Origin of the sequence: Streptomyces sp. NPDC002619, assembly GCF_042889305.1 — a bacterium.
Classification (GTDB): domain Bacteria; phylum Actinomycetota; class Actinomycetes; order Streptomycetales; family Streptomycetaceae; genus Streptomyces.
Genome location: NZ_JBIAQV010000002.1, coordinates 70,210 through 86,566 on the forward strand (window position 1 = coordinate 70,210; position 16,357 = coordinate 86,566).

Annotated in this window: 18 protein-coding genes and 1 pseudogene; 9 read left to right on the forward strand and 10 right to left on the reverse strand. The window is 69.7% G+C overall.

Going from position 1 to position 16,357, the window contains the following annotated elements:
- Positions 1–3: 3 nt before the first annotated feature.
- Complete coding sequence (locus tag ACFYXB_RS04430; RefSeq protein ID WP_389577582.1) at positions 4–915, reverse strand: DedA family protein; 912 nt, start codon at positions 913–915, stop codon at positions 4–6.
- A 139-nt stretch (positions 916–1,054) separates the two neighbouring features.
- Here ACFYXB_RS04430 and ACFYXB_RS04435 point away from each other — a divergent pair, with 139 nt between their 5' ends.
- Positions 1,055–1,420, forward strand: coding sequence for a YbjQ family protein (locus ACFYXB_RS04435; RefSeq protein WP_351350015.1), 366 nt, complete (start codon positions 1,055–1,057; stop codon positions 1,418–1,420).
- A gap of 16 nt (positions 1,421–1,436) precedes the next feature.
- On the opposite strand, the gene ACFYXB_RS04440 is transcribed toward ACFYXB_RS04435, so the two are convergent.
- A complete protein-coding gene (locus ACFYXB_RS04440; protein ID WP_389577585.1) occupies positions 1,437–2,198 on the reverse strand; it encodes a MerR family transcriptional regulator in 762 nt (253 codons plus the stop codon).
- 121 nt (positions 2,199–2,319) lie between these two features.
- On the opposite strand from ACFYXB_RS04440, the gene ACFYXB_RS04445 reads away from it, so the two are divergent.
- Both ACFYXB_RS04445 and ACFYXB_RS04450 read left to right on the forward strand, forming a co-directional pair.
- The gene (locus tag ACFYXB_RS04445) at positions 2,320–3,603 is read left to right on the forward strand and encodes an ion channel protein (protein ID WP_389577588.1); all 1,284 of its coding nucleotides are present in this window, start codon (positions 2,320–2,322) and stop codon (positions 3,601–3,603) included.
- Between the two features lie 40 nt (positions 3,604–3,643).
- A complete protein-coding gene (locus tag ACFYXB_RS04450) occupies positions 3,644–5,056 on the forward strand; it encodes a glutamate decarboxylase (RefSeq protein ID WP_351350009.1) in 1,413 nt (470 codons plus the stop codon).
- Positions 5,057–5,103: 47 nt separating this feature from the next.
- Here the strand turns inward: ACFYXB_RS04450 and ACFYXB_RS04455 are convergent, their stop codons facing one another.
- From ACFYXB_RS04455 to ACFYXB_RS04465, 3 genes are all read right to left on the reverse strand, one after another.
- Complete coding sequence (locus ACFYXB_RS04455) at positions 5,104–5,652, reverse strand: DinB family protein (protein WP_351350007.1); 549 nt, start codon at positions 5,650–5,652, stop codon at positions 5,104–5,106.
- A 109-nt stretch (positions 5,653–5,761) separates the two neighbouring features.
- On the reverse strand, positions 5,762–7,222 hold the full coding sequence (locus tag ACFYXB_RS04460) for an aldehyde dehydrogenase family protein (RefSeq protein ID WP_389577592.1): 1,461 nt from the start codon (positions 7,220–7,222) through the stop codon (positions 5,762–5,764).
- Between the two features lie 167 nt (positions 7,223–7,389).
- On the reverse strand, positions 7,390–8,214 hold the full coding sequence (locus tag ACFYXB_RS04465; protein WP_389578629.1) for a helix-turn-helix domain-containing protein: 825 nt from the start codon (positions 8,212–8,214) through the stop codon (positions 7,390–7,392).
- Between the two features lie 354 nt (positions 8,215–8,568).
- On the opposite strand from ACFYXB_RS04465, the gene ACFYXB_RS04470 reads away from it, so the two are divergent.
- Positions 8,569–9,045, forward strand: a complete 477-nt coding sequence (locus ACFYXB_RS04470) for an ATP-binding protein (protein WP_389577594.1) — start codon at positions 8,569–8,571, stop codon at positions 9,043–9,045.
- A gap of 72 nt (positions 9,046–9,117) precedes the next feature.
- Here the strand turns inward: ACFYXB_RS04470 and ACFYXB_RS04475 are convergent, their stop codons facing one another.
- The 4 genes from ACFYXB_RS04475 to ACFYXB_RS04490 all read right to left on the reverse strand — a co-directional run bounded on the left by ACFYXB_RS04475 (position 9,118) and on the right by ACFYXB_RS04490 (position 10,749).
- Positions 9,118–9,375: a DUF397 domain-containing protein gene (locus ACFYXB_RS04475; protein ID WP_351350001.1), complete on the reverse strand. Its 258-nt coding sequence runs from the start codon at positions 9,373–9,375 to the stop codon at positions 9,118–9,120.
- A gap of 146 nt (positions 9,376–9,521) precedes the next feature.
- On the reverse strand, positions 9,522–10,007 hold the full coding sequence (locus ACFYXB_RS04480) for an SRPBCC domain-containing protein (RefSeq protein WP_389577597.1): 486 nt from the start codon (positions 10,005–10,007) through the stop codon (positions 9,522–9,524).
- The gene (locus tag ACFYXB_RS04485) at positions 10,004–10,357 is read right to left on the reverse strand and encodes an ArsR/SmtB family transcription factor (RefSeq protein WP_389577599.1); all 354 of its coding nucleotides are present in this window, start codon (positions 10,355–10,357) and stop codon (positions 10,004–10,006) included. Before ACFYXB_RS04485 ends, ACFYXB_RS04480 begins: the two co-directional genes overlap by 4 nt.
- Before the next feature lie 20 nt (positions 10,358–10,377).
- Complete coding sequence (locus tag ACFYXB_RS04490) at positions 10,378–10,749, reverse strand: VOC family protein (RefSeq protein ID WP_351349995.1); 372 nt, start codon at positions 10,747–10,749, stop codon at positions 10,378–10,380.
- Between the two features lie 232 nt (positions 10,750–10,981).
- Here ACFYXB_RS04490 and ACFYXB_RS04495 point away from each other — a divergent pair, with 232 nt between their 5' ends.
- Positions 10,982–11,431: a hypothetical protein gene (locus ACFYXB_RS04495; RefSeq protein ID WP_389577602.1), complete on the forward strand. Its 450-nt coding sequence runs from the start codon at positions 10,982–10,984 to the stop codon at positions 11,429–11,431.
- A 126-nt stretch (positions 11,432–11,557) separates the two neighbouring features.
- Positions 11,558–12,070: a DUF4232 domain-containing protein gene (locus tag ACFYXB_RS04500; RefSeq protein ID WP_389577604.1), complete on the forward strand. Its 513-nt coding sequence runs from the start codon at positions 11,558–11,560 to the stop codon at positions 12,068–12,070.
- A 9-nt stretch (positions 12,071–12,079) separates the two neighbouring features.
- Here the strand turns inward: ACFYXB_RS04500 and ACFYXB_RS04505 are convergent, their stop codons facing one another.
- On the reverse strand, positions 12,080–13,189 hold the full coding sequence (locus ACFYXB_RS04505) for a DUF2786 domain-containing protein (protein ID WP_389577607.1): 1,110 nt from the start codon (positions 13,187–13,189) through the stop codon (positions 12,080–12,082).
- A 69-nt stretch (positions 13,190–13,258) separates the two neighbouring features.
- Between ACFYXB_RS04505 and ACFYXB_RS04510 the strand changes: the two are divergent.
- From ACFYXB_RS04510 to ACFYXB_RS04520, 3 genes and pseudogenes are all read left to right on the forward strand, one after another.
- Positions 13,259–13,609, forward strand: a pseudogene (locus ACFYXB_RS04510) (LysE family translocator); the annotation flags it as partial.
- A 59-nt stretch (positions 13,610–13,668) separates the two neighbouring features.
- Positions 13,669–14,442 (forward strand): Clp protease N-terminal domain-containing protein, encoded by a 774-nt coding sequence (locus tag ACFYXB_RS04515; RefSeq protein WP_351349987.1) that lies wholly within the window; start codon positions 13,669–13,671, stop codon positions 14,440–14,442.
- A gap of 206 nt (positions 14,443–14,648) precedes the next feature.
- Complete coding sequence (locus ACFYXB_RS04520; protein ID WP_389577611.1) at positions 14,649–16,340, forward strand: bifunctional 3'-5' exonuclease/DNA polymerase; 1,692 nt, start codon at positions 14,649–14,651, stop codon at positions 16,338–16,340.
- The last annotated feature ends 17 nt before the right edge of the window (positions 16,341–16,357 follow it).

Sequence of the window (16,357 nt, forward strand, 5' to 3'; positions counted from 1 at the left end):
CCCTTACGGGGCGCGGTGGTTGTCCTGGTTGTAGTCGTACGGGTACTGCTGTTCGCCGCCGTACGGCTGCTGCTGGTACTGCTGGGGGTACTGCTGCTGCGGGTACTGCTGCTGCTGGCCGTAGTACTGGTCATGGTTCTCGTTGCCGTAGTTCTGGTCGCCGCTGTACGGCTGCTGGTTGTACGGCTGCTGCTCGTACTGCTCGTACGTCGGCTCTATGCGGCGGAGTTGAGTCGTCGCGTCGTCCGTCTGCGGGGGCTGGGGGGCCGCCGGGGTTTCGGCCGACGGGTTCTTCTTGTTCTTGGCGCGGGCCCGCAGGAACTCGATGGCGATCGGGATCACCGAGACGAGGACGATCAGGATGAGGATCGCCTCGATGTTCTTCTTGACGAAATCGATGTTGCCGAGCCAGGAGCCGAGCAGGGTGACGCCCGCACCCCACAGGACGCCGCCGATGAGGTTGAAGACCAGGAACGAGCGGTACTTCATGCCGCTGACGCCGGCGATGATCGGCGTGAACGTGCGCACGACGGGCACGAAGCGGGCCAGGATCAGGGACTTGGGGCCGTACTTCTCGAAGAACTCGTGCGCCTTGGTGACGTTCTCCTGCTTGAAGAGGCGGGAGTCCGGGCGGTTGAACAGGCTCGGGCCGACCTTCTTGCCGAACATGTAGCCCGCCTGGTCGCCGAGGACGGCGGCTAGGCAGATCAGGGCGATCGCCCCCCACAGCGGGAAGTCCAGCTGATGGGAGGTGATCAGCAGACCACAGGTGAACAGCAGCGAGTCCCCCGGCAGAAAAAAGCCGATGAGCAGGCCGGACTCGGCGAAGACGATGAGCAGCAGACCCCAGATGCCGTAGGTGTCGAGCAGGGTGTTGGGATCCAGCCAGCTCGGGCCGAGGGCGAGCGTCGTCACGGTTCCGGGCTCCTGAGGGTGAAGGTAGGTGCGGCGTCCATGCGCGGCCGCACAAAGCTATCAACGTTGTGTGTCGGCCCCAGGTTCCACTGGTGTCTTCAGGATGCACTGTGCGCGGACCGCGGCAAAGCTGTGGGTCATGGGCATCGATGAATACGGCGGCGGGCAGGGTCCGCAGCCGGACGTGCTGGTCGTGACGACGAACGACGTTCCCGGTTACCGGGTGGAGCAGGTCCTCGGCGAGGTCTTCGGGCTGACCGTTCGCTCCAGGCACCTGGGCAGCCAGATCGGCGCGGGCCTGAAGTCGATGATCGGCGGTGAGCTCAAGGGGCTCACCAAGACGCTCGTGCAGACCCGCAACCAGGCCATGGACCGGCTCGTCGAGCAGGCACGCGCGCGTGGGGCCAACGGTGTGCTGATGTTCCGCTTCGACGTGACGGAGGCGGCGGACGTGGGCACGGAGGTGTGCGCGTACGGGACGGCCGTGGTCCTGGCCCGGGAGTAGCGCCCGGGCCAGGTGATCACGAGGTGTGGCGGATCGCGTTCGCCGTGATCGTCTCCTTGAGGTGCTCGGCCACGCCCGGGCCCATGGAGTCGTAGAACGCCTTGAAGCGCTCGTCCGAGACATACATCTCACCCAGGCACCGGTGCATGTCGTACGGGCACTCGTAGAACCATTTGCTGATGTGCCGCCGGTGTTCCTCGGCCAGGTCCATGGCCGTCTCGCCGGTCGGCGGCTCGCCCGCGCTCACCAGGGCGGCGTAGCGCTCGCTCCAGGCATCGACCTCGGCCTGCAGGCGTTTCCAGTCGTCCTTGGTGTAGCGGGCGGCGCGGCGCTGCGACTCGGCGTACGCGTCGGTGCCGCCCCAGCGCTGTTCCGCCTCCTCGGCGTACTGCTCGGGGTCCTTGTCGCCGAAGACCTCGAACCGCTCCTCGGGCGTGAGGTTGATGCCCATCTTCCGTGCCTCCATGGCGTGTTCCACGGCCGCGGCCATCTTCTGCAGCTTCTCGATCCGGGCGGTCAGCAGTTCGTGCTGCCGGCGCAGGTGCGCGCGGGGGTCCGCCTCCGGGTCGTCGAGCAGGGCCGCGACCTCGTCGAGCGGGAAGCCGAGCTCCCGGTAGAACAGGATCTGCTGCAGCCGGTCGAGGTCGGCGTCGTCGTAGCGCCGGTGGCCCGCGTGGCTGCGGCCGCCCGGGACGAGCAGGCCGATCTCGTCGTAGTGGTGCAGGGTGCGCACCGTCACTCCGGCGAACGCGGAGACCTGTCCCACGGAGTAGCTCACTTCCGCTCCTTCTCTCGGTACGGCTCCACGGTGGGCCCTCACGCCACGTGAGGTGCAAGGCCGTTTCCCTCGGGCCTTTCCTCGGGATGTTGTGTCTGTTACGTCCGTTTATCGTGAGCGCGTGTCCCAGGAGACCGCGCAGCAGGCGCCCACCGCCCCGGCGACACCGGCCCGCGCTCTGCTGCCGCTGATCCTGCCCGCCCTGGCCGTGGGCGTGGTGGCCGCCCTGCTCTACCTCGGGGTGAGCACGGCCGCCGAGAAGCTCCAGAACGTCCTGTGGAACACCCTGCCCGGCGCGCTCGGCATCGGCGACTACTCGGTGCTGTGGATGTTCGTCATGCTCACCGCGACCGGCGTAGCGGTAGGACTCGTGGTGTGGCTGGCGCCCGGACACGCGGGTCCCGACCCGGCGACGACGGGACTGAACGCGCCCACGCTGCCGCCCCTGGTCCTGCCGGGCCTGCTGCTTGCGGCCGCGCTGATGCTCGCGGGCGGCCCGAGCCTCGGTCCGGAGAACCCGATCATCTCCGTGAACGTCGGTCTTGCGGTGTGGCTGGGCACCCGGTTCGTCCCCGGCACTCCGGACGGGCTGTGGCCGGTGCTGGCGGAGGCGGCCACTATCGGCGCCCTGTTCGGGACGCCGGTGGCGGCGGCGCTGGTGATGTCCGAGGCGCTGGCCGGGCGGCCGCTCAAGGGCCATCTGTGGGACAACGTCTTCGCGCCCCTGGCCGCCGGTGCCGCGGGTGCGATGACGACCAACCTGGTGGCCCATCCGACCTTCGACCTCGACCTGCCCCCGCCGGGCCACCCGGACTGGCGCGCCCTGGTGGCGGCGGTCGTCGTCGCGGTGGCCGGTACGCTGCTCGGGATGCTCGGCGTGCACGCCTTCCCGCACGTGCACGGCCTCTTCCAGCGGCTACGGCACCCGATGCTGATGCTTCCGGCGGGCGGCGTCGTGCTGGGTGCGCTGGGCACGCTGGGTGGCCATCTGACGCTCTTCAAAGGACTGACCGAGGTGGCGGACCTGGCGCGCGATCCCGACGGCTGGTCGGCCGGTCAGTTCGCCGTGATGGCGGTGGTGAAGCTGGCCGCGCTCATCGTCGCGGCGTCCTGCGGCTTCCGGGGCGGGCGGATCTTCCCAGCGGTGTTCATCGGCTCCGCCCTCGGTCTTTGCGCCCACGCCCTGGTGCCTGGCGTGCATCCGGCGGTGGGCGTGTCCGCGGGTGTGCTGGGCATGCTCCTGGCGATCACCCGGCAGGGCTGGCTGAGCCTGTTCACCGCCGCCATACTCGTCGCCTCGCCGACGATGCTGGCCTTGTTGTGCATCGCCTCGCTGCCGGCCTGGCTGCTGGTGACGGGGCGGCCGCAGATGCAGCTTCGGGCGGACGGGTCGGCGGTCCGCTGACCCGTCCCGCTGCCCTCAACCCCCTAGCAGGAAGCATGTCATGCCACTTCACAAAGGTCCCGAGAAACACGACGAACGCCCCGTGTCCGTCAACCCGTTCTACGGGGAGGCGAATCCGGTCGGCGGCATGACCGAGGCACCGCCCAAGCACCGGCTCCAGGACAGCCCTATGACGCCCACGACGGCGTACCAGGTCGTGCACGACGAACTGATGCTGGACGGCAACTCCCGGCTCAACCTGGCCACGTTCGTCACCACCTGGATGGAGCCGCAGGCCGGCGTGCTGATGTCCGAGTGCCAGGACAAGAACATGATCGACAAGGACGAGTACCCGCGCACGGCCGAGCTGGAGCGACGCTGCGTGGCGATGCTCGCCGACCTGTGGAACGCGCCGGACCCGTCGACCGCCGTGGGCTGTTCGACGTCCGGCTCCAGCGAGGCGTGCATGCTCGCCGGGATGGCGCTCAAGCGGCGCTGGATGCAGCGCAACGCCGACCGCTACCCGTCGAGCGGCATCCGCCCCAACCTCGTCATGGGCGTCAACGTCCAGGTCTGCTGGGACAAGTTCTGCAACTTCTGGGAGATCGAGGCCCGCCAGGTCCCCATGGAGGGCGACCGGTACCACATCGACCCACAGGCGGCGGCCGAGCTGTGCGACGAGAACACCATCGGCGTCGTCGGCATCCTCGGCTCCACCTTCGACGGGTCGTACGAGCCGATCGCCGAACTGTGCGCGGCCCTGGACGACCTCCAGGAGCGCACCGGCCTGGACATCCCGGTGCACGTGGACGCCGCGTCCGGCGGCATGATCGCGCCCTTCCTCGACGAGGACCTGGTGTGGGACTTCCGGCTGCCGCGTGTGGCCTCGATCAACACCTCCGGCCACAAGTACGGCCTCGTCTACCCGGGCGTCGGCTGGGCGCTGTGGCGGGACAAGGAAGCACTGCCCGAGGAACTGGTCTTCCGCGTCAACTATCTCGGCGGCGACATGCCGACCTTCGCGCTCAACTTCTCCCGGCCAGGGGCCCAGGTCGTCGCGCAGTACTACACGTTCCTACGGCTCGGACGCGAGGGCTACCGGGCTGTGCAGCAGTCCACACGGGACGTGGCGGGCCATCTCGCCGGGCGGATCGAGGCGCTCGGCGACTTCCGGCTCCTGACCCGGGGCGACCAGCTGCCGGTGTTCGCCTTCACCACCGCCCCGGACGTGACGTCGTACGACGTCTTCGACCTCTCCCGCCGCCTGCGCGAGAGCGGTTGGCTGGTTCCGGCGTACACCTTCCCGCCCAACCGGGAGGACCTGTCGGTGCTGCGGGTGGTGTGCCGCAACGGCTTCTCCGCCGACCTGGCGGAACTGTTCATCGAGGACGTGAGCCGCCTGATCCCCGAACTGCACCGCCAGCCGCACCCGTTGACCCGGGACAAGCAGGCGGCGACCGGGTTCCATCACTGAGAGAGGTCTTCTTCGGTGCGTGCCTTCTTCGGTGTATGCGAGGGGCATCAGCCCCAGGACGTCCCCTGCTCCTCCGCCACCAGCTCGAAGGCCGTCCTGCCGTCCAGGGACTCGCGGATGATGTCGGCGTGGCCGGCGTGGCGGGCCGTCTCGCGGATGAGGTGGAGCATCAGCCAGCGCATGGAGACGGCCTCGTCCGGCGGGAACCACGGGTCGTTGGGGAGCGGGAAGGAGTCGTCCAGGCTGGGGACGGCGCGGATGAACTCCTCCGTTTCCGCCGCCACCTTCTCCCAGTACGCCAGTTGCCCGGCCGCGGTCTCGCCGTCGGCCAGGGCGAAGCACTCGTGCCAGTTCGACTCGTCCCGCTTGACCGCCGGCGGCTCCTGCTTGGCGCGGGCCACCCAGCCCTGCTCGACCTCGGCGACGTGCTTGACCAGCCCGCCCAGGGACAACTCGCTGGCGCTGGGACGGCTCGCGGCCTGCTCCTCCGTCAGCCCCAGCAGCGCCCGGCGGATGCCGCCGCGCTGTTCGGCGAGGAAGGAGATCAGCGCCCCGCGCTCGTCGCCCTGCGCCTCTGCTCGCACGTGAGTGACCATGACCGCCGCCTTTCGTCGGAGTCGGGGGCTTTCCCTCGACACCGACGAAGCTACGGGCCCTTGCGGTCAGGTTCGGTCCGCAAGGGCCCGCGAGTCGGCCCGGAAACTTCTAGAAGGGGAACTGGCTCCGCCCGTGCTGCACCGAGATCCACTTCTGGGTGGTGAAGGCCTCCAGGGTCGTCTCGCCGTTCAGGCGGCCGATCCCGGAGTTCTTCTCGCCGCCGAAGGGGACGAGCGGCTCGTCGTGGACGGTGCCGTCGTTCACGTGGAACATGCCGGTGTCGACCTGCTTGGCGAAGGCCACGCCCCGCTCGATGTCGCCCGTGTGCACGGCGCCGCTCAGGCCGTACGGGGTGTCGTTGACGATCCGCAGGGCATCCTGTTCGCCGTCGAACGGGATAAGGAAGGCGACAGGACCGAAGACCTCCTGGCGGAGCAGGGCGGAGTCGGCGGGGACGTCCGTGAGGACCGACGGCTCGACCAGGTTGTCCGTGGTGCTGCCGTGCAGCAGCGCCGTGGCACCCTCGGCGATGGCCTGCTCGACGACGCCGGAAACGGCGTTCGCCTGGGCCGTGTTGATCACCGGGCCGATGACGGTCTGCGGGTCGCTCGGGTCGCCGACCTTGAGCGAACTCACCTTGGCGACGAACTTCTCCGTGAACTCGTCCGCGATCGAGCGGTCGACGAGCACCCGGTTCGCGGCCATGCAGACCTGGCCCTGATGGACGTACCGGCTGAAGACGGCCGCGTCGACCGCGTAGTCGAGGTCGGCGTCGTCGAGGACCACGATCGCGCTGTTGCCGCCCAGTTCGAGGACCGAGCGCTTGAACTGCGCGGCGCAGACCGTGGCGACGTGCCGGCCGACCTTGTCGGAGCCGGTGAAGGAGATGACCTTGGGCACCGGGTGCTCGATGAAGGCGTCGCCGATCTCGGCGATGTCCGTGACGACGACGTTGAGGAGACCCTTGGGCAGCCCCGCGTCCTCGAAGATCTTCGCGATCAGCGTGCCACCGGTGATCGGGGTGTTCTGGTGCGGCTTGAGGACCACGCCGTTGCCGAGGGCGAGCGCCGGGGCGACGGACTTCAGCGAGAGCAGGAAGGGGAAGTTGAAAGGGCTGATCACGCCGACGACGCCGACCGGGACGCGGTAGAGGCGGTTCTCCTTGCCGTCGATCGGCGAGGGGATGATCCTGCCCTCGGGGCGCAGCGCCAGATGGATCGACTCGCGCAGGAACTCCTTGGCGAGGTGCAGTTCGAAGCCGGCCTTGAGGTGAGTGCCGCCGAGCTCCGCGATGATGACCTCGGTGATCTCCTTCTCGCGCTCCTCGACGAGGCGCAGCGCCTTCTCGAAAACGACGCGGCGGGCGTAGGAGTTGGTCGCGGCCCATTCCTTCTGGGCACGGGCGGCCGCCTGGTAGGCCTGATCCACCTCGTCGACCGCGGCTATGGTGATCGAGGCCAGCTTCTCGCCGTCGTACGGATTGAAGTTGATGATGTCCCAGGAGCCGGTGCCCGGGCGCCACTCACCGTCGATGTACTGCTTGGCCAGGTCGGTGAAGTAGGACGACATGTGATCCCTCGATCCCCTGCTGCCGATGCGGTCGAAGCAGTCGGAGTGCGATCAACTTCCGATCACTTCTTCTCAACTATCCACTCGCTGATCACGCGTCATCCTACGTGCGGATCATGTGAGTTGGGTCATCGCGACGGGGATCGGGCGGGGATCGAGGGTATTCCCTACGACAGCTGCAACAGCCCGCGCAGCAGGTCACGGCTCTCGTCCGGACCGGGGCTGTCCTGCTGGAGCTCCTTGAGGGCCTGTTCGTACTGGGCGACGTCCTCGTGTTTGTCCAGATACAGCGCACTGGTGAGCTGCTCCAGATACACGACGTCGGACAGATCGGACTCCGGGAAGCTGAGGATGGTGAAGGCGCCGCTCTCGCCGGAGTGGCCGCCGAGGCTGAACGGCATGATCTGCAGCCGTACATTGGGCCGCTCGGAGAACTCGATCAGATGCTGGTACTGGCCGCGCATCACCTCGCGGTCGCCGTACGGCCGGCGCAGCGCGGCCTCGTCCAGGACGATGTGGACGTCGGGGGCGTTCTCGGAGACCACGTACTTCTGCCGCTCCAGGCGCAGGGCCACACGCCGCTCGACGTCGGCCACACTCGCGCCCTTCATCCCGCGCCGGACGACCGCGCGGGCGTACTCCTCCGTCTGGAGCAGGCCGTGCACGAACTGCACCTCGTACGCCCGGATCAGCGAGGCGGCGCCCTCCAGGCCCACATAGGTGGGGAACCAGCTGGGCAGCACGTCGGAATAGCTGTGCCACCAGCCGGTCACGTTGGCCTCCCGGGCCAGTGACAGCAGCGACTCACGCTCCATGTCGTCCATGATTCCGTACAGCGTCAACAGGTCTTCTACGTCCCGTGTCTTGAAGCTCACCCGGCCCAACTCCATGCGGCTGATCTTCGACTCCGAGGCACGGATCGAGTACCCCGCAGACTCGCGCGTGATGCCGCGCGACTCACGCAGCCGCCTGAGTTGCGAGCCGAGCAGCATGCGTCGCACCACCGATCCAGGCTCTCCCGCGCTCACGTTCGCCAGCCTCCCCAACCGTCTTCAGGGCCCGCAGTCTGCCACTAAAACACTTCGAGCAGTACTCGTCCGGTTACGGAAACGGAAAGACGCCAAAGTTTACGCGCAGGAAGAAGCAAGACCTAGGTGAGCCAAGTGCAAGAGGTTGGCGGAAAAAATGGCCAACAAGTGGTACGGGAGGGCTCAATTCGGTCTCGTGCACGTGCATCTGCCCTTGCATCTGCTGTGCGCATCCGAAACCATGGTCCCGCGCCACCGCTGCATCGCAACGACCGCGAATTCCCGGGAGTGCCTCGCATGGGGACGAATGGATCGACCATGCTCGAGCCGTTACGGCAGGGCCTTCCGCCGCTGGATCCCGCGGCCGTGTCCAACGCCGCCTCCTGTGCCCTCCCCGCCCGCTACGAAGCGGTGCGCGAGGCCCGGCTGTTCACCCGCAGAACGCTGGACCAGTGGGACGTCGGCGACCGCTTCGACGACATCTGCCTGGTCGTCTCCGAACTGGTCACCAACGCCCTGCGGCACGCGCTCCCGGGCGACGCCGGCACTACGGCGGACCAGTCCCCGGCCGTGCGGCTGCACCTGATGCGCTGGACCGAGCGGCTGGTGTGCGCGGTGCGCGACCCGAGCCACGAGACGCCGGTGCCCCGCGACTCCGAGGACTACTCGGCGGAGTCGGGGCGCGGGCTGTTCCTCGTGGACTCGTTCAGCGACAGCTGGGGGTGGCATCCGCTCGCGGGCACTCTGGGCGGCAAGGTGGTCTGGGCGTTGTTCCGGCTCGAGTCGGTGGACTGACGACACGCGGCATCTTTCGATGCCGCGTGTCTACGCGCGTTCCCTTTGGTTCGTGATCGGCTCGGTGCGCGGTCAGCCCGCTATGAGGTGGTCGAACTCGCCGTCCTTGACGCCGAGGAGCATCGCCTCGATCTCCGCGCGCGTGTAGACGAGTGCGGGACCGTCCGGGAAGCGCGAGTTGCGCACGGCCACGTCGCCGCCCGGGAGGCGGGCGAACTCGACGCAGGATCCCTGTGAATTGCTGTGCCTGCTCTTCTGCCAGGCCACTCCGTCCAGCTGCGTGGCAGCCATGCCGTTGTACACGTACACGCCGTCAACGTCGCGGTCCACAGGTCGCTCCCCGGTGGTGCACTGGCTGATGTGGCCATGGATGCTGTAGTCAACTGATCCGGATCATAACCTTGTTCACGTGCAGATGCATGGGCAGATGCACGTGCACGCGGGGTGGTCCTCCGGTTACAGCTTTGGCGACTCTTTTACCGAAGCCGCTCCAGCGTGTGCCCCAGAGCTCGCAGGACATGCGAGCGCCAGCCCCCGTCCATGATCTTCCGCGCCATCATCTGTGCGGGGTCGTCCGGATCGAACCCCTCGTGTACTAGGAACAGACGCGTACCGCGCCCTTCCTGTTCCAGTGTCCACGTGATGGTCCAGTCCGCGGGATTGTCCGGATCCGCATCCGACCACCGGACGGACAGCATCCGCTGCACGTCGTAGGCGAGAACCTGCACGTCGACGGCGCCGGAGAAGCGGGAATTGGGACGCGGGAGGGAGGTCATCCGGTACCGGTGCCCGACTTCGAGGCGGAAGTCCTCCGAGCCCTGCATCTGCCACTGCACGAGCAGATCGGGCTCGGTGAGGGCGCGCCAGACCTTGGCGGGCGGGTGGGGGAGGTACTGGTCGACGCGGACGGTGGTGAGGTCGTCGGCGTCGGGTTCCACGGGGAGTTGGGGCTCGTCGTTCATGTGCGGCCATCGTCGGGCATGCGGTCGAGCAGCGCGCCGAGGCCCTTCAGGCGGTCGCGCCAGAATCGCTCGTACGGATGGAGCCAGTCCTGCAGGTCGGCGAACGGGGCCGCCTCCAGGCGGTAGATGCGCTGTCGGCCGGAGCGCTGCTCGGAGACGAGGCCGGCCTCCCGGAGCACCTTGAGGTGTTCCGAGAGGCTGGGGCGGCGTATGTCGAAGTGGTCGGCCAGGGCCTGGACGGGCTGCGGCCCCTCCTCGCGCAGCAGCCGCAGCACCTCGCGCCGGATGGCGTTGGCGAGCGCGGCGAAGACGAGGTCCTCCTCGGCCGCGCGGGCCCCGGTCGTGGTCATGCGCCCCTGCTTCCTGTCGCCTACCGCTGCGCCTCCGTGAGCAGCATCAGACCGTTGCCGTCCGGGTCCCGGAAGGAGGCCATCCGGCCCCACGGGAGCTCGTCCGGGCCCTGCACGGCGGTACCCGCCTCGGCGAGGCGCGCACAGTCGGCGTCGACATCGGTCGTCACCAACATGATCCCCCGGGTCGAGCCCGGCTCGAAATCACCCATGCCCGGGCCGGAGAGCGTGAACACGGTCTGCGCACCCTTGGGTGCGACCTGGAGCCACCGCCCCTGGGGCAGGTCCAGGTCGGCGGTGACCTCGAAGCCGAGCACGTCCGTGTAGAAGCGCAGGGCGCGGTCCTGGTCGGTGACGGGGAGTGTGACGAAGGAGGCGTGAGTGATGGTCATGGGGACGAGAATAGGTAGGAGATTCCCTACGCGTCAAACTTGGGGAATCTCCTAACTGTGAAGCCCGGTCAAGGCACACACCGGATCCCTGCCCGGCGTACACACGTCCTGCTGGTGGGTCCCTGGTAGCTTGCTGCGGTCGTTCCGGCAGACGGGCGGCCGACCGGCTAGAGCTTGGGGGCTTCCAGTGACTTCGGCGAGTACGAGGGTGACGAGGACGCGGATCGCGGCCGTGGCCGCGGGACTTGCGGGCGTGGTCGCGCTGACCGCGTGCAGCGGCGGCGGTGACTCCAAGGACGACTCCTCGCCCGCTCCGAGCGGCTCGGCGGCCTCGACCGCGGGCACGGGCGGCACGACCGCCACGTCCGACGCGCTGCAGGGCAGCTGGCTCGCCACGACCGACGGCAAGGCCGTGGCGCTGGTGATCACCGACAAGCAGGCCGGGCTCTTCGCGACCGGCGGGTCCGTGTGCAACGGGGCCGCGGGCAAGGAGGCCGGCATGCAAATGATCCATCTGACCTGCACCGACGGCAGCAAGGACCGGGCCACCGGGATGGTCGACTCCATCGACAGGACCACGATGAAGGTGACCTGGTCCGGCAAGCTCGGCACGGAGACCTACACCAAGGCCGAGGGCGGGCAACTGCCGTCGGGGCTGCCCACGGCGAGCCTCGGGTCGTGACCGGGGTCTGCCTCGGGTCGTAACCCGGGTGCGCGTCGGGTCGTAACCGGAGGGGCGCGCGAGCGGGCGTCGGGGTGAGGCGTGATGATGCTGGGACACCGTCACGACCTCGACAGGGACCCACACATGCGCGCCATTCCGCTCACCGTCACCGCCGTCGCCGCCGCCCTCCTCCTGACCGCCTGCAACGACGGCGGCAACAGCGCCAAGGGCAAGGACAGCTCGGCCTGCAAGGTGGGCGACGTGTCCGTACAGATCGGGTCCGCGAGTGTGGCCCCGGCCGCCGGCGACACGGGCGAGGTGCCCGTCAGCATCACCAACCAGAGCGCGCCCTGCACGCTGTCCGGCTTCGCCGCCGTGCGCTTGAAGGCGGACGGCACCACGGTCTCCGTACCGGCGCTGGAGGGCGCGAAGGCACAGAAGCTGAAGCTCACCAAGGGCGACTCGGCGTCCTTCACCATCAGCTATGTGCGTGGCGAGGCGGGCGGCGGGTCGAGCATCGAGGCCAAGACCGTCGAGGTCGCCCTGGGCGGTGGCGCCACGCAGAGCTTCCCGTGGTCGTACGGCCCACTCGCGGTCAAGGGCGGCGCCGACTCCCCGAATGCCTCCGTCAGCGCCTACCAGCAGGCCGGCGACTGAGTCCCGGTCTCACTCGAGCCGTGGGCGGGCTCTGACCTGGGCCCGGTCCGCCGCGCGGGCGCCCTCCGTCCAGCCCGCTTCGTCGCTCACCCCGCGCAGACGGGTCGTGGTGGTCTGCGGGAACATCCGCTCCATGCGGCCGGTGACGGCTATTTCGCGGGTGGCCAGGACCGGGAGCAGGTCCTGGGTCACCTGGGTCTCGGCGGCGGCCGCGAGCCGGTCGCCGACGCGGTGGGCGTAAGCCGCGAGGAAGGACTGCCGGAAGGTCTTGGTCCGCTTGCGCCCGCCCGCTCTCTGGGCCGCCTCCGCCTTCGTCATCGCGTGCGTGGCCTGCACGAGGAGCGAGGTGTAGAGGAGCTCGACCGCCTCCAGGTCGGCCTCGAAACCGACGACCGTGGAGAAGGCGAGCGCCTCGTTCCACACCGCACGACAGTGGTTCGCCGTGGCGACCGCGTCCAGGAGCACCGCCTTGGCCTGCTCGTACGGCGGCTCGACCCCGATCCGGCAGGCGCCGGGCGCGTCCGGCGCGGGCGCCTCGGCAGCGAGCAGCGCCTCGTCGATGCTGTGCCGGGCCATCAGCTCCTGCGCCTTGGCGCTCAGCGCCTCCGCCTCCTCCGGAAATCCGGTCGCCTCCGCCTTGGCGAGCAGGGCGCGGATGCGGGTGAGCATGCGGGAGGCGGCGGGCCGGTGCTCCCGCCGGGGTTCGTCGAGGGGTTCGAGGGAGGGCAGGCGCAGCAGCAGCCGGTACAGCTCCAGGACGGCACCCGCGTGCGTGAAGCGGTCGGCCGCGCGCGCGGGAGCGGCCGGCAGGGCGTCGAGCTGATCGGTCCAGCGGCGGCCACGGGGACGGTCGTCCGGCGCCTGCGCGCGGATCAGCTCCGCCGCCAGGCGCACATGTACGTCGTCCAGCTCGCGCCGCACGAGCCGTACGACGTCGGCGGGCTGCCAGCCGCGCCGCCAGGCCGCCGCCACGAACTCCGCACCCCGGCGCGCTAGTTCCGCGTCCGCGCCTGGGTCGGCCGCGAGGAGGGACGCGCCCGTGTCGAGGCCGGAATCCGTGTCGTCGTACAGGGCGGCCTGAAAGGCTCGCTCCACGGCGCTGGTCGTACTGCTGCTCACCCGTCGATCGTGCCATGCGCCACCGACAGGCGGCCGCGCCCGTCCACACCCTGTGGAAAAGCTTCCCGGCTCGCGCACCCGGTCGCCGCGGCACTCGGGCTGTCCGCGCTGTTCCTGACGCTGCCGACGCTCTACCACGTGCTGCGCTGGGCGAGCGCGGCCTATCTGCTGTACCTGGAATACAAGGCGTTCCGCAGCGGTGACGGGCCGGCGGTCGACGCGGATGCGGCGGGCCTTCTGGCGGGGAGCGGTCGCGAATCTGCTCAACCCCGAGGTGATCCTCTTCAACGTCTCGGGCTGCTCTCCGGCAGGCTCGCCGCGCTGCTGCGGCGCAGCCGCCGGGTGGCGCGGGGGCTCGACTACTTCAGCGGGACGGTGTTCGCGGGGCCGGCGGTACAGCTGGCGGCGGCGTCGAGGTAGGGCGGACCAACTGTCAACTTCTGGTTGACGCGTCGGGGCTGTCAACCTACGGTTGACACATGACGACACAACCCGGCGGCCCGGTGTCCATCCGTCTCGACGACCTCATCGCGGCCATCAAGAAGGTCCACCCGGAACCCCTCGACCAACTCCAGGACGCGGTGATCGCCGCCGACCACCTGGGCGACGTGGCCGACCACCTCATCGGCCACTTCGTCGACCAGGCGCGGCGCTCGGGCGCGTCCTGGACCGAGATCGGCAAGAGCATGGGCGTCACCCGGCAGGCGGCGCAGAAGCGCTTCGTGCCGAAGGAGTCGGTCGACCTCGACCCGAACCAGGGCTTCAGCCGCTACACCGACCGCGCCCGCAGCGTGGTCGTGGCCGCGCACAGCCGGGCGAGGGCCGCTCGCGCCACCGAGGGCCTGCCCGAGCACCTCGTCCTCGGCCTGCTCGCGGAACCGGAGGGCCTCGCCGCGAAGGCGATCACCGCACAGGGCGTCTCCCCGGAGGCCGTCGAGGCGGCCGCGACCGCCGCACTTCCGCCGGCCGCCGAGGACGCGCCCGAGCTCGTGCCGTACGGCCCGGACGCCAAGAAGGTCCTGGAACTCACCTTCCGCGAGGCGCTCCGCCTCGGCCACAACTACATCGGCACCGAGCACATCCTGCTGGCCCTGCTGGAGCACGAGAACGGCGAGGGCGTGCTGAGCGGCCTCGGCATCGGCAAGACCGAGACCGAGCGGTACGTCGCACAGACCCTGAAGGACCTGGTCGAGCAGCGGCGGCAGTTGGGTGAGCCGGGCCTGCCAGGTCACCCGGGCCTGTCGGAGGAGTGAAAGCGCAGGTCAGCGACCCAGGGCGGCTTCGCCGCCCGCCGTGGGGCGGGTAAATGGGCACGACGAACGCCCCGTAGCCCTTGATCAACACCGCGCCGCGGGGTGGCAACGTAGGAGGCGAGGTCAGCTACCTGCGGTTTTGCCCACGCCGGTTCGTATTTACGCGTCAGAGCTCGTTGTCAGACCCGCGTGCCAGACTCGCGAGCATGACCGACCGGTGGGCGCTCGCTCCAGCCGAGGACGGTGGCGTGGACGTCGCCCCCCTCGGCCCGGACGGGCTGCCCGTCGCGCCGGTGCGGCGGGAGCCCGATCTCGCCGCAGCGGTGCGGGACCGTCCGGAGGTGACGCGATGGGTGTGGCGGTCGACCCCCGAGATCTATCCCCGTCTGCTCGCCACGGGGGTGCGAGTGGAGCGGTGCTACGACGTCGAGGACGCCGAGACACTCCTGCTGGGCCACGAGGGGCGGTACGGCGAACCACGCTCGGCCGCCGCCGCCCTGGCCCGGCTGCGTGGTGGTCCCGTACCACCCGATCCACCGCTGCGTGCCGCCGAACCGGGCGCGCAGTCCCCGCTGTTCGAGCCGCAGACCGCCCGGCTGCCGCTGGACGACCTGATCGCGGTCTACGCCGAGCAGTTGCGGCGACACGACCGGACCGCGCACCCGGACCGGATGCGGCTGCTGACGGCCGCCGAGTCGGCCGGGATGCTGGTGGCCGCCGAGATGAACCACGCGGGACTGCCCTGGAGCGCGGACGTGCACCGCGAGGTGCTGCGCGAACTGCTGGGCGAGCGGTATGCGGGCGGCGGCGAGCCGCGTCGCCTCGCCGAGCTGGCGGACGAGGTGTCGGCCGCGTTCGGGCGGCGGGTGCGGCCCGATCTGCCGGCCGACGTGGTCAAGGCCTTCGCGCAGGCCGGGATCAAGGTGAAGTCCACCCGCCGCTGGGAGATCGAGTCCATCGACCACCCGGCGGTGAAGCCGCTGCTCGAGTACAAGAAGCTGTACCGGATCTGGGTGGCCCACGGCTGGTCCTGGCTGCAGGACTGGGTGCGGGAAGGGCGGTTCCGGCCGGAGTTCCTCGCGGGCGGGACGGTCACCGGGCGCTGGGTGACCAATGGCGGGGGCGCGCTGCAGATACCCAAGGTGATCCGGCGAGCCGTGGTCGCCGACCCCGGCTGGCGGCTGGTGGTGGCCGACGCCGACCAGATGGAGCCGCGCGTCCTGGCGGCGATCTCCCGCGACCCGGGTCTGATGGAGGTGGCCGGCCGCGAGAGCGACCTGTACCAGTCCGTCTCCGACCACGCCTTCTCCGGCGACCGCGCGCAGGCCAAGCTCGCCGTGCTCGGCGCGGTCTACGGGCAGACCTCCGGCGACGGCCTGAAGAACCTCGCTGCGCTCAGACGCCGCTTCCCCAAGGCGGTGGCGTACGTCGACGAGGCGGCGCGGGCCGGTGAGGAGGGGCGGCTGGTGCGAACCTGGCTGGGGCGGACGTGTCCGCCTGCGGCCGGGGCGGGCGACGACGCGGCGGAGGAGGCGGGCCTTCCGCAGGACGACGGGGGCGAGCCGTCGTCGGTCGACGGCTGGGTGCCGGGATACGCCTCCACCAACGCCCGTGCCCGCGGCCGCTTCGCCCGCAACTTCGTCGTCCAGGGCAGCGCCGCGGACTGGGCCCTGCTGATGCTCGCGGCACTGCGGCGGACCTGCGCGGAGACGGCGGCCGAGCTGGTCTTCTTCCAGCACGACGAGGTGATCGTCCACTGTCCGAAGGAGGAGGCCGACACGATCGTGGCCGCGATCCGGGAGGCGGCCGACCTGGCGGGTCGGCTGACGTTCGGTCAGACGCCGGTGCGTTTCCCGTTCACGACAGCGGTGGTGGAGTGCTATGCCGACGCGAAGTGAGCCGCGACCGGCGGTCG